We start from the raw sequence: 16,161 nt of genomic DNA on the forward strand, positions 1-16,161 counted from the left end.
TCCATGAGATCCGTTTGGCTCGACACGTACGAGGTGCCGTCCACCGCGACGGACCGGTTCGTCCCCGGTGCGCACTACGACACGGTGGTCGCGGGTGCCGGGCTGACCGGGCTGACCACCGCGGTGCTGCTGGCGCGTGCGGGTCAGCGGGTCGCCGTGCTCGAGGCGCGTTCCGTCGGGGCCGTCACCACGGGCAACACGACGGCGAAGCTGTCCCTGCTGCAGGGCACCACGCTCTCCCAGATCCACCGGCACCAGTCGGACGAGGTGCTGCGTGCCTACGCGGACGGGAACCGCGAGGGGATGGACTGGCTGGTCCGGTTCCTCGAGGAGCGTGGGGTCCCGTTCCAGCGCCGCGACGCCTACACCTACGCCACGACGTCGAAGGGCGCCTCCGCGCTGCGCAAGGAGCTCGAGGCCGCCCGCATCGCCGGGCTGCACATGAACTGGACCCGGGACACCGGCCTCCCCTACAAGGTCTCCGGGGCCATCACGATGCCGGACCAGGTCCAGTTCCACCCGATGGAGGTGCTCGGCGCCCTCGTCGCCGAGCTGAAGGAGCACGGCGGCACGCTCGTGGAGGGGGTCCGGATCACCGGGGCCGGTGTCCGCTCACCCCTCTCGGTGCAGACCTCGCACGGCCCGGTGCGGGCCGACCGGCTCGTGCTGGCCACGGGCACCCCGGTCCTGGACCGCGGCGGGTACTTCGCGAAGCTCTCCCCGAACCGCTCCTACGCCCTGACCTACCGGGTCCCCGGGGCGCCGGGGTCCATCCCGGAGGGCATGTACATCACCGCGGACAGCCCCACCCGCACGCTGCGCACCGTGCCGGTCGACGGGGAGGAGCTGCTCCTGGTGGGCGGCAACGACCACGTGGTGGGACGGTCCGCCTCCCCGCAGGCGGCCGTGGACGACCTCGAGTCCTGGACGCAGCGCTGGTTCCCGGGGGCCGAGCGCACGCACGTGTGGGCGGCCCAGGACTACGAGTCGGTCAACCTCATCCCCTTCATCGGCACCCTGCCCCGCGGCGGCGGCAGCATCTACCTCGCCACCGGCTACAACAAGTGGGGGATGAGCAACGCCGTGGCCGCCGCGATCGCGCTGAACGCCGAGATCCTCGGCGGCAGCGTGCCGTGGGCCGAGACGCTGGGCCGGCGCATGACCTCGCCGTCGGACATCCTCACCGCCCTGCGCGTCAACGCGGGGGTGGGCCTCAACGCGCCCAAGGACTGGCTCAAGGCCGAGCTCAAGGAGCTGCCGGCGGGGGCGCCCGCGGAGGGGCAGGGCGTCGTCGGACGCGAGCACGGCCGCCCCGTGGGCGTGTCCACCGTCGACGGCACCACCTGCAAGGTCTCCGGCGTCTGCACGCACCTCGGCGGCGTGCTGCGCTGGAACGACGCCGAGCGCTCGTGGGACTGCCCCCTGCACGGCTCCCGGTTCGCCGCCGACGGCTCCCTGCTCGAGGGCCCTGCCGTGAAGGACCTGCCTCGGGCCGGGCGCTGAGCCCGGTCCCGGACACGGCGGCGGCCCCCACCCGCAGAGGGGTGGGGGCCGCCGTGGCGTCCAGGGACGCGCTGTCCCGGGACCTACTTCTTGGAGGAGGTCTCCTCGAGCTTCAGCGCGACGCCGATCGCGAAGAAGGTCGGGGTCCACTCGCCCACGAACAGACCCCAGCGGTCGGCCTGGGGCTTGGACTTGCTCTTGCCGAGGCTGGCCGCCCAGGAGAGGACGGACAGGCCGATGGAGGCGAAGCCCGCCGCGTAGGCGTGCTCGCTGCGGACACCAAGGTTCTGGATCGTGCTGATCATGGACGTACCTCTTTCCTGTGGTGGTCACCGTGAACGGCGAACTCCTCGAGCGGTGTCCGCCCAGTCTCACACGAAACGGAGCAATACGAAAGCAGGCTGACTATAAAGTTCGCCAGATGCGTCGCCGGCCGGCCGCCGTGCTCCGGTGTCCGGTCGTCCGCCGCCGATGTGGGCGGATGTGGGGTCGTCCGAACGGCCATTAACAGATGCAAAAAACTGTTTCCTCATGCAAACTGATCCATACCCGACCCGGTGGTGACCACCGCGGCGGGGTGGACGTCGAACCGGTCGGGGGGCCGGTGGCGTCATCGACCCGGAGCGAAGGAGCTTCCGGGCCGGGCCGATCATTCCTGGGGGGAAAAATGCTGCCATCCGTCGTGGGTGCTCTGCTGAGCACCGTCGTCCTCGTCTACGTCCTGTCGAACGCCGCCTACACGCGGCACAAGCGGTTCATCGCCGGGGCCAGGTCGCTGCGCCAGGCCATCGTCGCCGTGTACGCGGTGCTGCTGGTGCTCAACCTGTGGTGCGCCACGATCATGCCCGTCACCCTGGTCTGCGACGCGATCGCGGTGGCCACCCTGGTCGCCACCGGGGTCTTCGGCTTCGTCATCGCCGAGCGGCGGATCCCCGCCACCACCGTGGTCGAGCGCCGGAAGGTGCTGGCCGTGGGGGCGCACCCGGACGACCTCGAGCTCGCCTGCGGGGCGACCCTGGCCAAGCTGGTCGACACTGGCCACGAGGTCCGCGGCCTGGTGATGAGCTCCGGCGAGGTGGGCGGCAACGCCGGGCTGCGACCGGCCGAGGCCCAGCGCGGCGCCTCGTTCCTGGGGCTGACGGGTCTGCGGGTGCACGAGTTCCCGGACACGAAGCTGGAGACGGTCACCAACGACATGGTCCGGGCCATCGAGGCCGCGATCCGGGAGTTCGAGCCGGACGTGATCTTCACCCACTCGGCCCACGACCAGCACCAGGACCACTACGCGGTGCACCAGGCCACCCTGCGCGCCGCCCGGGCCCACCACTCGATCCTGTGCTTCGAGTCCCCGTCGGTGACCCGCGACTTCGACCCGTCCGTGTTCGTGGACATCGACGGCTACGTCGACGTCAAGGTCGAGGCCGTGCTCTCCCACCGGGACCAGGCCGGCAAGCCCTACATGACCCCCGGGCGGGTGCGCGGGATGGCCGCCTTCCGCGGGGCGCAGGCCAAGAACACCAACGCGGAGGCCTTCGAGCCGGTCCGCCTGCTCGGCTCCGCGATCGGCGACCTCTAGTCCCCGGGGTGGCCAGGGGGCCGGGCGGCCGGGGCGTTCCCGCGGACGCCCCGGCGCCCGGCCACGGTCCGGCCGGCGCCGCCGCTCAGACGGGGCCGGAGCTGCCGGCCGGGTACTCGAGCAGCGGGACCCGGCCGTCCTCGAAGGCGGCCAGCACCTCGTCGACGATGCGCCATCCCTGCTCCGCCGCGTCCCCGCGGACGCCGAAGGTGTGGTCGCCCTCGAGGACGCCCCGCAGCACGCTGCCGTAGGCCGTCAGGCCCGGCCGGGCCATCCCGGACGAGAGCGTCACCCGGGTCATGCCCCGGGAGTCGAAGGGCCCGCCCACGTTCAGCTCCAGGGTCAGCTGCTCCTCCTCGAGGCCCATGCGCAGGACGTCCGGCGCGACGTCCCCCGAGCGGGGCAGCTGCTCGTAGTCGTGCGGCGGGCGGCGGAACGTGATGGCGATCTCCTGGCGGGGGTTGCCGATCGCCTTGCCCGAGCGCAGGGTGACGGGCACGCCGTTCCAGCGCCACGTGTCGACCTCGAGGACCACCTGCGCGAACGTCTCCGTCCCGCGCTCCGGGTCCACGCCGTCCTCGGCCGTGTAGTCGGGCAGCTCACGGCCCTCCACGCTGCCGGCGGTATAGCGGCCCCGGGTCGCGGCGCCCGCCGCGTCGTCCTGCCAGAGCTTCGTGGCCCGCAGCACGTGGCTGGTCAGCGTGGGGATCTCCACCTGGTCGAAGGAGGAGGGCGGTTCCATCATGACGAGGGCCATGACCTGCAGCAGGTGGGACTGGATCATGTCCCGCAGCGCTCCCGTGGCCTCGTAGAAGCCCGCGCGGCCCTCCAGGCCCAGGGTCTCGTCGAAGACGATCTCCACGGACTCCACGTGCTCCCGGCTCATGAGCGGCTCCAGCAGCCGGTTGGCGAAGCGCAGCCCCACGAAGTTGAGCACCGCCGGCATGCCCAGGAAGTGGTCCACCCGGAAGGTCCGCTCCTCGGGGACGAGCCGGCCCACGAGCCGGTTCAGCTCCCGCGCGGTCTGCGTGTCGGAGCCGATCGGCTTCTCGAGGGCCAGCACCAGGTCCTCCGGCAGGTCCAGCCCGGCCATGACCTCGCACGCCTGCGCGGTGACCGCGGGAGGCAGGGCGAAGTACAGGCAGACGGGGCCCTCGACGTCGTCGAGCAGCCGCTCGAGGTCCCCGGCGTCGGTGACGTCGCCCGCCACGTAGCGGGCGGTCTCCCGGGTGTGCGCGGCGGCGGGCCCGCTCGCGCCGACGGAGTCGAAGGCCTCGGCCACGACCTGTTCCCAGCCCTCCGCGGGTTCCCGCGAGGAGCCGACCACGTCGATGCGCAGCTCCGGGGCCGAGCTCAGGAGCGTGCCCAGGCCCGGCAGGAGCAGGCGGGACGTGAGGTCGCCGGTGGCGCCGAAGATGATCAGGGTCCTGATGCTTGTCATGCCAGCACGGTACCCCGGGGCCCGGGGCGCACGCCCCGCGCGCCCCCTGGCCCGCGCCGACCGGACGCCCGGCCGCGGCTGGTTGAATGGGCGGATGAACGACGACGCGAACCGGCCCCGGTCCACCCCCCTGGAGGACTACGCGCTGCTGTCCGACCTGCACACCGGGCCGCTCGTGTCCCGGGACGGCAGCGTCGACTGGCTGTGCTTCCCCCGCTTCGACTCCCCGTCGGTCTTCGCGGCCCTGCTGGGCACGCCCGAGGACGGGCGCTGGAAGCTCTCCGCCGTCGACGGCGTGGTCACGTCGCGCCGCTACCTGCCCCGCACCTTCGTGCTGGAGACGACGTGGCGCACCCCCACCGGGACCGTCGTGGTGACCGACTTCCTGCCCCCGGTGGCCGCCGGCGACGACCACCCGGACCACGCCGATCTCGTGCGGCGGGTCGAGTGCGTCTCGGGGACGGTCGAGGTGGAGCACGATCTGCGGATCCGCTTCGACTACGGGCGCGCCGTGCCCTGGACGCGGCGGGTCGACATCGACGGCAACGGCACCTGCGGGCAGCTCTCGATCGCCGGCCCCGACGCCCTGCTCCTGACCGGGCCGATGCTGCACCCCGAGGACTTCCCCCGCGTCGAGCCGCTCGAGGACGCCGTCCCGGACGCCGCCGCGGAGGAGCCCGCTGGCCTCGACGAGGACGAGGGTGCCGTGGCCGACCGGCTCGGCGGGCGCTTCGGGCTCTCGGCGGGGGAGTCCCTCGACTGGGTGCTGACGTGGCACGAGTCCCACCACGTGCTGCCCACCCCCGTGGACCCCGCCGCCGCCCTCGACCGCGCGGTGTCCTTCTGGACCGAGTGGTCCTCCCACGTGGGCACCCACAAGCGCCACGAGCAGGCGGTCCTGCGCTCGCTGCTCGTGCTGCGGGCCCTCACCCACCGCGGGACCGGCGGGATCGTCGCGGCCCCCACCACCTCGCTGCCCGAGGAGTTCGGGGGCAGCCGCAACTGGGACTACCGCTACACGTGGCTCCGGGACGCCGCACTGACCATCGAGGTGCTCGTCGCCCACGACTTCACCGACGGCGCGCTGCACTGGCGCAACTGGCTGCTGCGGGCCGTGGCCGGGGATCCCGACCAGGTCCAGATCATGTACGGCCTGGCGGGGGAGCGCCGGCTGCCCGAGAGCGAGCTGGGCCACCTCGGCGGGTACGAGGGCTCGGCTCCCGTGCGGATCGGCAACGGCGCCGTGGGCCAGTTCCAGTCGGACGTCGTCGGGGAGGTCATGCTCGCGCTCGCCGCCCTCCGGGACGCCGGCGTGGAGGAGGACCGGTGGTCCTGGGGACTGCAGAAGAACCTGCTGCGCTTCTGCGAGCGCAACTTCGACCGGGCCGGCCACGGGATCTGGGAGATGCGCGGGCCCGCCGCGTTCTTCGTGCACGGGCGCGCCATGATGTGGGCGGCCTTCGACCAGGGCGTGCGCGCCGTCGAGGAGCACGGGTTCTCCGGGCCGGTGGATCGGTGGCGTGAGCTGCGGGACCGGCTGTGCGCCGAGATCCTGGAGCACGGCTTCGACACGGAGCTGAACACGTTCACGCAGACCTACGACAACACCGAGGTGGACGCCTCGCTGCTGCAGCTGCCCCACACGGGCTTCGTGGCCTACGACGACCCGCGGATGCTCGGCACCGTTGCCCGGATCGAGCGGGACCTGCGGGGGGCGCACGGGCTGGTGCACCGCTACCGGACCGCCTCCGGCCTGGACGGTCTGGAGGGGGACGAGTACCCGTTCCTCATCTGCTCGTTCTGGCTCGTGGAGCAGTACGCGCGCAGCGGCCGGGTGGAGGACGCCGGTGAGCTCCTGGAGCAGCTCGCCGGCTACGCCAACGACCTCGGCCTGTACGCGGAGGAGTTCGACCCCGTCAGCGGGCGGCTCGCCGGGAACTTCCCCCAGGCGTTCAGCCACCTCGGGTTCATCCGCGCCGTCGACGCCGTGGTGCGGGCGCGGGCCGGCGTGGACCTCACGGATCGGCTCCAGGCGTAGGCGGGACGCGGGCACGAATCAGGACGCATCGACCAGGACGGACGGACATGAGCACCTTCGACCGGGCGGCCGATCTGCCGCACGACCTCACCGACGACCTCCTCGACGGCCTCGGGGTGGAACGGGCCACCCCGCTCGGCGGCGGCGACACCGCGGCGGCCTTCCGCCTGGAGACGGCGCGGGGACCGCTGTTCGCGAAGACCATGGCGGACCCGCCCGCCGGGATGATGGCGGCGGAGGTCGCGGGACTGCACGCCCTGCGGGAGCACGTGCCGGAGTTCCTCGGGGTGCCGGAGGTCGTGCGGTGGACGGACGACGGCATCGTCCTCGAGTGGATCGACGAGGCCCCGGGCCGGCGCCCGTCCGGGACCGAGGCGGAGTGCGGGCGCGGGCTCGCGGCGCTGCACCGGGTGCGGGGGAAGGCCTTCGGCGGGCTCGACCCGGAGCTGCCCGGGCGGATCGGGTCCTTCGCGGTGGACCTGTCCCCGACCCAGGACTGGGCGGCGTTCCTGCTCGACCGGCGGATCCGCCCGCTCCTGCGGGACGCGCTCGGGGCCGGCCGGATCGCCCCGCACGCCGCGGACCTGCTCGAGGAGCTCGCCCCGCGGGCCGAGGAGCTCGCGGGGCCGCCGGAGCCCCCCACCCTGGTGCACGGCGACCTGTGGGCCGGGAACCGGCTCGTGGACGTCCGGGGCCGGAACTGGTTGATCGACCCGTCGGCGTACTGGGGCCACCGCGAGGTCGACATCGCGATGATGCTGCTGTTCGGCGGCTTCGGCGAGGAGTGCCTGGCCGCCTACGACGCCGAGCACCCGCTCGCGCCCGGTTGGCAGGAGCGGGTGCCGTGGTACCAGCTGCCGCCGCTGCTGGTGCACGCCGTCCGGTTCGGCGGCGGATACGGGGACGCGGCCGTGCGGGCGCTCCGGCAGCTGCGCGGCTGACCGGCCGCGCGGGGAAGCGGCGGCGGGAGCGGGAGCAGGGTCCTCAGCGCTGCTCGTCCACCGCCCGGTCGTCCACGGCACGACCGGCCCTGCGCTGCTCTGCCCTGCGCTGCTCGGCATGCTCCGCACCGGCACCGGCACCGGCACCGGCACCGGCACCGGCACGGCGGCGGAAGTACGCCGTGGCCAGCACCACCAGGACCGCCGCCGCGGCCGCGCCCCAGGCCAGGAGCACGGACCGCGGCTCGTCCGTGGCCCGGCCGACCGCGATCCAGGACAGCCCCCACGCGGAGGCGGCGGCCACGGCCCAGCGCCCGCCGACCCGCCGCTGGATGGCGGCGACCACCGCAGCGAGCACGAGCACGACGACGACGCCGATCCACTCGGCGCCCCGGCCCTCCTGCGACACGCCCGAGGACACGAGGGCGGCCGCCACGTTGGCCGCCGTCGCGACGGACACCCAGCCCAGGTACAGCCCGAAGGTGCCGTCGACCACGATCAGGTCGAGCGGGCCGCGCCGGCCGGGGACCTCGGTCAGGCGCACCACCAGCAGGCCCAGGACCAGGACCAGGGCGACGATCACCCCGACGCTGGCCCAGATCCAGCCCTGCTGGGTGACCAGCAGCCAGCCGGCGTTGAGGAGCATGGACGCCGCCGCGAGCCGGCCGGTGGCGCGGGCCCGGGGGTCCGTCGTCCGCGAGGGCAGCCACTGCCAGACGGTGTAGGCGAACAGTCCCAGGTAGATCACCGACCAGATCGAGAACGCCGTGCCGGCCGGGGCGAGCAGGGTGGCGTCCGCGGAGAGGCTGCCGCCGGACGACTCCTCGACCCGGGTGCCGAAGACGCCGATGCCGACGAGCGTGCCCAACAGGCACGCGATCTCGCTGACGGTGACCAGCACCTGGCGGACGCGGTCCGCGCGGGTCGGCCGGAGGTCGGTGCGGCCGGTGCTGACGGGGGAGGCGGTCACGGCGGGGCCTTTCTCGGGTGGCACGGACCGGGAGCCGCGGGTCGGGCTCCCGGGTCGGGGTGCACGGGATGGAATGTGCGGGTCGGAGTGCACGGGTCCTCGACCGCCACGGTAGGCCCTGGACCTGACTGCCACCAGGGACGGGGCGCCGGCCGGGGCACCCGTTCCCGGCCGGCGCCCGGGCCGTTCCCCTAGAGTGGCCGGATGGAACCCGAGCAGACGTCCCGGCCCGTCGTGGGCCTTCTCGGCGCCACCGGCATCACCGGGCGCGTGGCACTGGCCCATCTCCTGGCGCGGGCGCCCGAGGCGGGGGTGGACGTCGTCGTCGGCGCCCGGGACCCCGAGCGCGTGCGAGCGCTGTGCGCCGAACGGGAGCTCCCCGTCCCCGAGGTCCTGCACGCCGATGTCGCGGAGCCCGGCTCGCTGCGCGCGTTCGTCCGGCGGGTCGACGTGCTGGTCAACCTCGCCGGGCCCTACACGCGGCTGGCGCCCCCGGTGCTCGCCGCGTGCGTCGCGGAGGGCACCCACTACCTGGACCTGACGGGCGAGTCGCAGCTCGCCCACCGCACCGACCGGGACCTGCACGAGGCCGCGCGGGCCGCCGGGGTCGCGATCGTGCACACGGCGGGCTTCGAGGCCCTGCCCGCCGACGTCCTCGTCGACGCCGCCCGCCGGCACGCCGCGGAGCGCGGCGAGACGCTGCGCTCCGCGGACCTCGTCACCTCCGTGCGCACGCCGCCGGGGACCGGATTCTCGGAGTCGGTCTCGGGCGGGACCGTGCAGAGCCTCGTCGAGGTGCTGCGGGACCCGGACCCCGCCCGCACCGGGGACGTCGCCGCCCGTCTCCCGGACCCCGCGCCGGGCAGCGGGACCGCCGCGGACCCCGACGCCGTCCGCGCCTTCAGCCCGCTCCGTCTGCGTGCCCGGACCGCCCGCGGCCGGGTGCTCGCGGCCATGAGCCCGCTCGCGGCGATCAATCCCCCGGTGGTGCACCGCACTCAGGCCCTGAGCCCCGTCCCGGGGGCCGCCGCGCACCCCCTGGCCTTCCGCGAGGCCATGGACGTCGGCCGGGCGGGCGGGCTCCGCGGGGCCGGGCGCTGCGCCGCGGCCGTGGCGGTGGCCGTCTTCCAGGCGCTCGCCGGCCTCGCCGCCGGTCTGCCGCACCCGGTGCGGGCGCGGCTCGCCGACGTCCTGGCGGGGGTCCTGCCCCAGGTCGGGACGGGCCCGGCGGGCGACGTGCTCACCGGCTGGTCCTGGACCACCCGCGGGGAGTTCACCACCCACGAGGGCGGCAGCTTCTCCGCCGTGCTGGAGGCGCAGGGCAACCCCGGCTACGGCACCACCCCGTGGCTGACCACGGAGCTCGCCCTGCGCATGGCGGTGCGCGGCGTCCCGGCCGCAGCCCTCGGCTCGAGCACGCCCGCCCTGGCGCTGGACGGGGACCTCGACGCCCTGCTCCCGGCACGGGTGCGCATCACGGTCGGCTGAGCACCGCGGACCGGACACCGTGGACGGCGCGCGCCGGCCCCCGTCCCTCGCGAGGGACGGGGGCCGGCGGCAGGACCGCTGCGGGCGGGACTACGGCTTGAGCACCACCTTGATGCAGCCGTCCTCCTTTTTCTGGAACTTCTCGTACATCTCCGGCGCCTGCGACAGCGGCACCTGGTGGGTCGCCAGGTCGAGGACGCCCAGCGGGTCCGAGGGGTCGTCCACGAGCGGCAGGAGCTCGTCGATCCAGAACTTCACGTTGCACTGGCCCATGCGCATCTGGACCTGCTTGTCGAACAGCGTGAGCATCGGTATGGGGTCCTTCATGCCGCCGTACACGCCGCTGAGCGAGATCGTGCCGCCGCGCCGGACGGCGTCGATGGCGGTGTACAGCGCGTCGAGCTTGTCCACCCCGACGGTCTCCATCGCCTTGCGGCCCAGGGGGGACGGCAACAGTCCCACCGCCGCGTGGGCCACCCCGGCCACGTGGGAGCCGTGCGCCTCCATCCCGACCGCGTCCACCACGGAGTCCGGGCCGCGGCCGTCCGTGAGGTCCTTCAGCCGCTCCGCCACGTCGCCCGCGGAGTCCAGCGTCTCGATGCCGTGGCGCTCGGCCATGGCCCGGCGCTCGGCGACCGGGTCCACCGCGAGCACCCGGTAGCCCAGGTGCCGGCCGATCCGGGCGGACATCTGGCCGATCGGGCCCAGCCCCAGCACGGCCAGGGAGCCGCCCTCCGGGGGAGCGGCGTACTTCACGGCCTGCCACGCGGTGGGCACCACGTCGGACAGGTAGAGGTAGCGCTCGTCCTCACCGGTCTCGGGGACCTTGATGGGCCCGTAGTCGGCGTGCGGCACCCGCAGGTACTCGGCCTGCCCGCCCGGCACGGAGCCGTAGAGCCGCGAGTAGCCGAGGAACGCCGCGCCGCTGTTGTACTCCCGGACCTGGGTGGTCTCGCACTGCGACTGCAGCCCCTGGTTGCACATGAAGCAGTGCCCGCAGGAGACGTTGAACGGGATGACCACCCGGTCCCCGGCCTTGATGTGGGTGACGGCCGGGCCGACCTCCTCGACGATGCCCATCGGCTCGTGGCCGATGATGTCGCCCTTGTCCATGAACGGGCCCAGCACCTCGTACAGGTGCAGGTCGGACCCGCAGATCCCGCTCGACGTGATCCGCACGATCGCGTCCGTGGGCTCCTGGATCCGCGGATCCGGGACCTCCTCGACGCTCACCGAGCGCTTTCCCTGCCATGTCAGAGCCTTCATCGATCCTCCTTCTCAGAACGGCCCCTCCGGTGCGGAAGGACAGCATGCTGATCTGTTCGGTCCGCCCCAGCCTACTCGGCGGTGTCCGGACCCGCATAGTGCGGGGCCTGGGCCGCGGTCTCGCCCCGGAGGAAGTACGCCCCCACCGAGCCGGCCAGGGTCGCGAAGACGGCCACCGAGTAGAGCGCCAGCACCACCTCCAGTACGCGGGGGAAGCCTCCCTGCGCCCCGAGCTCCCGGCCCGTGACGGTGGACATCGCCGCGTCGGACAGCGCCGGGCCGTATCCCGCGTAGTGGCCGAGGACGTACAGCAGCTGGCTCGAGACCAGCACGACGACGCCGGTGACCGCCGCGAGCCAGCCGATCCTGCTGGACAGCAGCTTCCCCGCCGAGCGGGAGCCGCGCACCCCGGCCGAGAGCACGCTCCCCGCCCGCGTCAGCCGGGTGAGCCGGAGCAGCCGGGCGGCCTGCAGCGCGCGGACGAAGCGCAGGAAGGGCAGGAGCAGGAACAGCACCTGCCACCAGTTGCGCTTCCAGAACCGGGCGGAGAACCCGGCGACGTAGGCCCGGAGCAGGAACTCGCCGACGAACACGGCCCAGAAGAGCCAGCCGACCACGTTGAGGAGGGCCACGAGCCCGGGGTCCTCGGCGAGCAGCTGCCCGAGCACCACGAACAGGAACAGCACGCCCAGCACGCCCATCGGCCGGTCGAGCCGGCGCGCGAGCCCCTCCGCGAGGCCCAGCTGCTCGGCCTCGTCGACCGGCCGCCGGTGCTCGTGCCGGGTGCCGTCGTTCCTCGCCACTGCTGTCCTCTCGGTCGCGCCGGTCTGCTCCTGGGCCCACGGTAGGGCACGGGCGCCGCGGACCCCGCCCGGGGCGCGGGCGCTCGCCCGTCCGTCCGGGGGAGGGTGCGGAGGGTCAGTCGGTTCGCGTCACGGTCGCGTCGACGAGGATGAGCTCCTCGCCGCGGTCGACGTAGAGCTGCGCCGTCTCCTCGTCGGCGACCGCCTGCAGCGCCTCGTAGTCGTCGACCGTGAAGACGTCCCGCTCCTCCACCGTGCCGGTGGCCTCGACCTCGTCGCCCACGGACAGCCCCTCCGGCAGCTGGTCTGCGAGCACGAGCGTGTCCTCCGCGCCGATGGCGATCACCTGGTGGGCCAGGACCTCCTGCACCTCGCCGGTGAGCGTCATGGCCTCGCCCACGAGCTCCTCGGTGGGCACGCCCGACTGGTCGGCGCGGGTCAGCTCGGTCTCCTCGGCGCAGCCGGCGGCGGTGCCGGCCAGGAGGAGCGCGGCCGCCGCGGAGGCCGCGGTCCGGGGGAAGCGGTGCATGGTGGTCTCCTCGTCGTCGTGCTGTGCTCGGTGCCGTTCCGGCAGGACGGGGACGACCGTACGCGGGGGGATCACCGTGCGGCCACCCCTGAGGGCCCTCCCGCAGGGTTCTCGCCGCGGATCGTGACCCGGCCGTGATCCGTCACTCCCCTCCGTTCGCTGCGGGCGGCGTTCCGGGCGGGCCGGGTCCGGTGTGGCACGTTGCACACAGTGCAATGTTGCACGGAGTGCATGGTTGCACCTAGTGTCAGCACTCGTGACGAACCTGCCCGCCGAGCCCGCCCGGCACCACCCCCCGGAGGACCGGCGGGAGGCCGTGAAGTACCACAACCGCCGCGCCATCATCGACGCCGCCGCGGCCCTGGCCGCGGAGCGCGGACTGGGACGCTTCACCGTCAACGACCTCGCCGAGCGGGCCGGGGTCTCGCGGCGCACCATCTTCAACCACTTCGCCTCCGCGGACGACGCCGTCTACGCGCGCTTCAGCGAGCTGCTCGGCGTGTTCGTCGACAACTTCGCGCGCGTCGTGGAGGCCACCCCGCCGCCCGCGAACCCCAGCCCCGGCGCCGTCCTCGAGCAGCTGGCCGACGTCATCGAGCGGACCGAGCTCGTCCCCGCCATGTGCCACATCGCCCACCTGATGGGCGCGAGCGGGGACAGCCCCATCACCGCGATGTGGGCGCACGAGGTGTTCCAGACCCTCACCGCCCGGCTGGCCGCGGAGATCACCGACCGGGTCCCCGGCGCGCCCTCCTTCACCGTGGACCTGCTCGCGAGCCTGCTGCTCCACGCCCTGGCCGTGTCCTTCGAGCGGTGGGCCGAGGAGACCGGCGCGGTGGACACCCCGGACAGCCGCGAGACCTGGCGCCGGCTGCTGCGCACCGCCGTGGAGCGCCTGCGCCACGGCTTCGCGGACTGACCCGACCGACAGAGCACGACTCTCAAAGCACGACCCGCAGAACACGACCGACAGAGAAGAGACATGGCACATCTGCTGTACCGACTCGGGCGCTTCGCCGCCCGCCGCGCCTGGGCCGTGGTCGCGGCCTGGGGGGTGGTCCTGCTCCTCGCAGGCGGCGCCTTCGCCGCCTTCGGCGGGCAGCTGACCAACGCGATCACCGTTCCCGGCACCGAGACCCAGCGTCTCGCCGACCGCCTGCAGAGCGAGCTGCCCGACGCCGGCCACGGCACCGGCCGGATCGTGTTCCAGACCGAGAACGGCGACCCGTTCACCGCGGACCAGCGCGAGCAGGTCGGCGCGGCGCTCGCCGCCGCGGAGACGTCCCCGGGCGTCGACGGCGTCCTGGACCCGTTCGCCGCCCAGGACGAGCGCGAGGCGCAGGAGCAGCAGCTCGCGGACGGGCGCGAACAGGCCGCCGACGGCCGCGCGCAGCTCGACGCCGCCGAGGACACGCTCGACGAGAACCAGGAGAAGCTCGACGCCGCCCGGGAGCAGGCCGAGCGGGCCGACGCCCCCGACCAGGTCCTCGACGAGCTCGACGACCGCCAGGAGGCCCTCGACGACGGCCGCGCGGAGCTCGAGCGCAACCGGGAGCAGCTCGCGGACGGTCTGCCCGAGCTCGACCGCGGCGAGCGGATGATGGCCCTGGCCGAGGAGACCCGCACGGTCTCCGCGGACGGGACCACCGCGATGGCCGTGGTGACCTTCACCGCCGAGCAGCAGGCGGTCACCGCCGAGGAGAAGGAGTCCCTTCAGGCCGCCGTGGACGGCACGGAGATCGAGGGCGTGCAGGTCGACTACTCCCTGGAGATCGCCCAGGACATCTCCCAGCTCGTCGGCCCCGCCGAGGTGATCGGCGTGGTCATCGCCGGGATCGTGCTGCTCGTCATGCTCGGCACCCTCGTGGCCGCCGGCCTGCCCATCCTGATGGCGCTCACCGGCGTGTCCGTCGGCGCCCTCGGCGTGCTGTCCTTCTCCGGGGTGCTGGACATGATGTCGGTGACCCCGATGCTGGGCGTCATGCTCGGACTGGCCGTGGGCATCGACTACTCGCTGTTCATCCTCAACCGGCACCGCCAGCAGCTGCTGGCGGGCACGGAGCTGCACGAGTCCATCGGCCTGGCCACCGGGACCTCCGGCAACGCGGTGGTCTTCGCCGGGCTGACCGTGATCATCGCCCTGGCCGCGCTCAACGTCACCGGCATCCCGTTCCTGGGCGTCATGGGCACCGCGGCGGCGGTCTGCGTGGCCGTGGCCGTGCTGGTCGCCGTGACCCTCACCCCGGTGCTGCTGTCCCTGGTGGGGCAGCGGCTGCTCTCCGCCCGCGCCCGGACCCGCGCGGCCCGCCGGCCCGCCCACCTCGGGGAGCCCCGCCCCGGGGTGGCCACCCGCCACCCGGTGCTGACCCTCGTGGCCGGCGTGCTCGCGCTCGTCGTCGTCGCGCTGCCCGCGGCCTCGATGCGCCTGGGCCTGCCGGACGCCTCCTCCGAGCCCGAGGACTCCACCCAGTACCGCACCTACCAGGTCCTCGACGAGAAGTTCGGCGCCGGCGCCAACGGCCCGCTGCTCGTGGTCGCCGACCTGCCGGAGGGCACGGACGAGTCCGGGGCCGCCGATCTGCAGCTCGCCGTGGGCGAGGAGCTCATGGCGGAGGACGACGTCGTCTCGGTGGTCCCGGCGGGGCTGTCGGAGGACCGCCGGACCGCCGCGTTCCAGGTCGTGCCCGTGGACGGCCCGGCCGCCGAGTCCACCGAGCAGCTCGTCAACGACCTGCGCGCCCTGTCCCCCGCCCTGGAGGACGAGCTCGGGGTGACCATCGGCGTCACCGGCCAGACCGGCGGCAACATCGACGTCTCCCAGCTGCTGGCCGACGCGCTGCCGCTGTACCTCACCGTGGTGATCGGGCTGTCCCTGGTGCTGCTGGTGCTCGTCTTCCGCTCGATCCTCGTGCCGGTCGTGGCGACCGCCGGGTTCATGCTCTCCCTCTTCGCCGCGTTCGGCGCGGTGGTCGCGATCTACCAGTGGGGCTGGCTGGGCGGTCTGCTCGGCGTGCACGCGCCGGGCCCGGTCCTGAGCTTCCTGCCCACCATCCTCGTGGGCGTGCTGTTCGGCCTGGCCATGGACTACCAGCTGTTCCTCGTCTCCGGGATGCGGGAGGCGTTCGTGCACGGCCGCTCGGCGCGGGCCGCCGTGCAGGAGGGGCTCCAGGCCGGCCGGGCCGTGGTCACCGCCGCGGCGATCATCATGATCTCGGTGTTCGCCGGCTTCATGTTCTCCCACATGGCGATGATCCGGCCCCTGGGCTTCGGGCTCGCCTTCGGCGTGCTCGTCGACGCCTTCGTGGTGCGCATGACGCTGATCCCCGCGGTCATGCACCTGCTCGGCGACCGGGCCTGGTGGCTGCCCCGCTGGCTCGACCGGATCCTGCCGAACGTGGACGTGGAGGGCGACTCCCTGCGCCGCGACCACACCCCCGCCCCCGAGGACCCGGCCGCCGCGGCCGGCCCGAGCGGCTGGGGCGACGCGGCGCCGGACCCGGACGCCGAGCGCGAGCTGGTCGGCGCCGGCCGGCGCGACTGACGCGGAGGTCCCCGGCGACGACGGCGCGCCCCGTCACCCGCAGCGGGTGACGGGGCGCGCCGTCG

13 protein-coding genes are annotated in these 16,161 nt (G+C 73.9%); 7 read left to right on the forward strand and 6 right to left on the reverse strand.

What is annotated here, in order from left to right; genetic code table 11:
- Positions 1 to 3 precede the first annotated feature (3 nt).
- The gene (locus tag AC6CH6_RS09390; protein ID WP_498254928.1) at positions 4 to 1,503 is read left to right on the forward strand and encodes an FAD-dependent oxidoreductase; all 1,500 of its coding nucleotides are present in this window, start codon (positions 4 to 6) and stop codon (positions 1,501 to 1,503) included.
- Between the two features lie 83 nt (positions 1,504 to 1,586).
- On the opposite strand, the gene AC6CH6_RS09395 is transcribed toward AC6CH6_RS09390, so the two are convergent.
- The gene (locus AC6CH6_RS09395; RefSeq protein WP_017831777.1) at positions 1,587 to 1,808 is read right to left on the reverse strand and encodes a hypothetical protein; all 222 of its coding nucleotides are present in this window, start codon (positions 1,806 to 1,808) and stop codon (positions 1,587 to 1,589) included.
- 362 nt (positions 1,809 to 2,170) lie between these two features.
- Here AC6CH6_RS09395 and AC6CH6_RS09400 point away from each other — a divergent pair, with 362 nt between their 5' ends.
- A complete protein-coding gene (locus tag AC6CH6_RS09400) occupies positions 2,171 to 3,079 on the forward strand; it encodes a PIG-L deacetylase family protein (protein WP_017831778.1) in 909 nt (302 codons plus the stop codon).
- A gap of 85 nt (positions 3,080 to 3,164) precedes the next feature.
- Here AC6CH6_RS09400 and AC6CH6_RS09405 read toward each other — a convergent pair whose 3' ends face one another.
- Positions 3,165 to 4,520, reverse strand: a complete 1,356-nt coding sequence (locus AC6CH6_RS09405) for a glucose-6-phosphate dehydrogenase (RefSeq protein WP_498254929.1) — start codon at positions 4,518 to 4,520, stop codon at positions 3,165 to 3,167.
- A 94-nt stretch (positions 4,521 to 4,614) separates the two neighbouring features.
- Between AC6CH6_RS09405 and AC6CH6_RS09410 the strand changes: the two genes are divergently transcribed.
- Together AC6CH6_RS09410 and AC6CH6_RS09415 are read left to right on the forward strand one after the other, a co-directional pair.
- The gene (locus AC6CH6_RS09410; protein WP_498254930.1) at positions 4,615 to 6,558 is read left to right on the forward strand and encodes a glycoside hydrolase family 15 protein; all 1,944 of its coding nucleotides are present in this window, start codon (positions 4,615 to 4,617) and stop codon (positions 6,556 to 6,558) included.
- Between the two features lie 47 nt (positions 6,559 to 6,605).
- Positions 6,606 to 7,499, forward strand: coding sequence for a fructosamine kinase family protein (locus tag AC6CH6_RS09415; protein WP_133409546.1), 894 nt, complete (start codon positions 6,606 to 6,608; stop codon positions 7,497 to 7,499).
- A 43-nt stretch (positions 7,500 to 7,542) separates the two neighbouring features.
- Here AC6CH6_RS09415 and AC6CH6_RS09420 read toward each other — a convergent pair whose 3' ends face one another.
- Positions 7,543 to 8,469 (reverse strand): TspO-related membrane protein, encoded by a 927-nt coding sequence (locus tag AC6CH6_RS09420; RefSeq protein ID WP_498254931.1) that lies wholly within the window; start codon positions 8,467 to 8,469, stop codon positions 7,543 to 7,545.
- 204 nt (positions 8,470 to 8,673) lie between these two features.
- Between AC6CH6_RS09420 and AC6CH6_RS09425 the strand changes: the two genes are divergently transcribed.
- The gene (locus tag AC6CH6_RS09425; RefSeq protein ID WP_498254932.1) at positions 8,674 to 9,957 is read left to right on the forward strand and encodes a saccharopine dehydrogenase NADP-binding domain-containing protein; all 1,284 of its coding nucleotides are present in this window, start codon (positions 8,674 to 8,676) and stop codon (positions 9,955 to 9,957) included.
- Between the two features lie 90 nt (positions 9,958 to 10,047).
- On the opposite strand, the gene AC6CH6_RS09430 is transcribed toward AC6CH6_RS09425, so the two are convergent.
- The 3 genes from AC6CH6_RS09430 to AC6CH6_RS09440 all read right to left on the reverse strand — a co-directional run bounded on the left by AC6CH6_RS09430 (position 10,048) and on the right by AC6CH6_RS09440 (position 12,555).
- Positions 10,048 to 11,223, reverse strand: coding sequence for a zinc-dependent alcohol dehydrogenase (locus AC6CH6_RS09430; RefSeq protein WP_498254933.1), 1,176 nt, complete (start codon positions 11,221 to 11,223; stop codon positions 10,048 to 10,050).
- A 71-nt stretch (positions 11,224 to 11,294) separates the two neighbouring features.
- Positions 11,295 to 12,026: a hypothetical protein gene (locus AC6CH6_RS09435; RefSeq protein WP_498254934.1), complete on the reverse strand. Its 732-nt coding sequence runs from the start codon at positions 12,024 to 12,026 to the stop codon at positions 11,295 to 11,297.
- A gap of 115 nt (positions 12,027 to 12,141) precedes the next feature.
- Entirely contained in the window at positions 12,142 to 12,555 is a 414-nt protein-coding gene (locus AC6CH6_RS09440; protein WP_176337131.1) for a hypothetical protein, read from the reverse strand.
- A gap of 244 nt (positions 12,556 to 12,799) precedes the next feature.
- Here AC6CH6_RS09440 and AC6CH6_RS09445 point away from each other — a divergent pair, with 244 nt between their 5' ends.
- Both AC6CH6_RS09445 and AC6CH6_RS09450 read left to right on the forward strand, forming a co-directional pair.
- Positions 12,800 to 13,474 (forward strand): TetR/AcrR family transcriptional regulator, encoded by a 675-nt coding sequence (locus AC6CH6_RS09445; RefSeq protein ID WP_498254935.1) that lies wholly within the window; start codon positions 12,800 to 12,802, stop codon positions 13,472 to 13,474.
- Between the two features lie 63 nt (positions 13,475 to 13,537).
- Positions 13,538 to 16,096 carry an MMPL family transporter gene (locus AC6CH6_RS09450; protein WP_498254936.1) on the forward strand — a complete coding sequence of 853 codons (2,559 nt, stop codon included), beginning with the start codon at positions 13,538 to 13,540 and terminating at the stop codon, positions 16,094 to 16,096.
- The last annotated feature ends 65 nt before the right edge of the window (positions 16,097 to 16,161 follow it).

The sequence above is a fragment of the Kocuria sp. GQ42 genome (assembly GCF_059758435.1).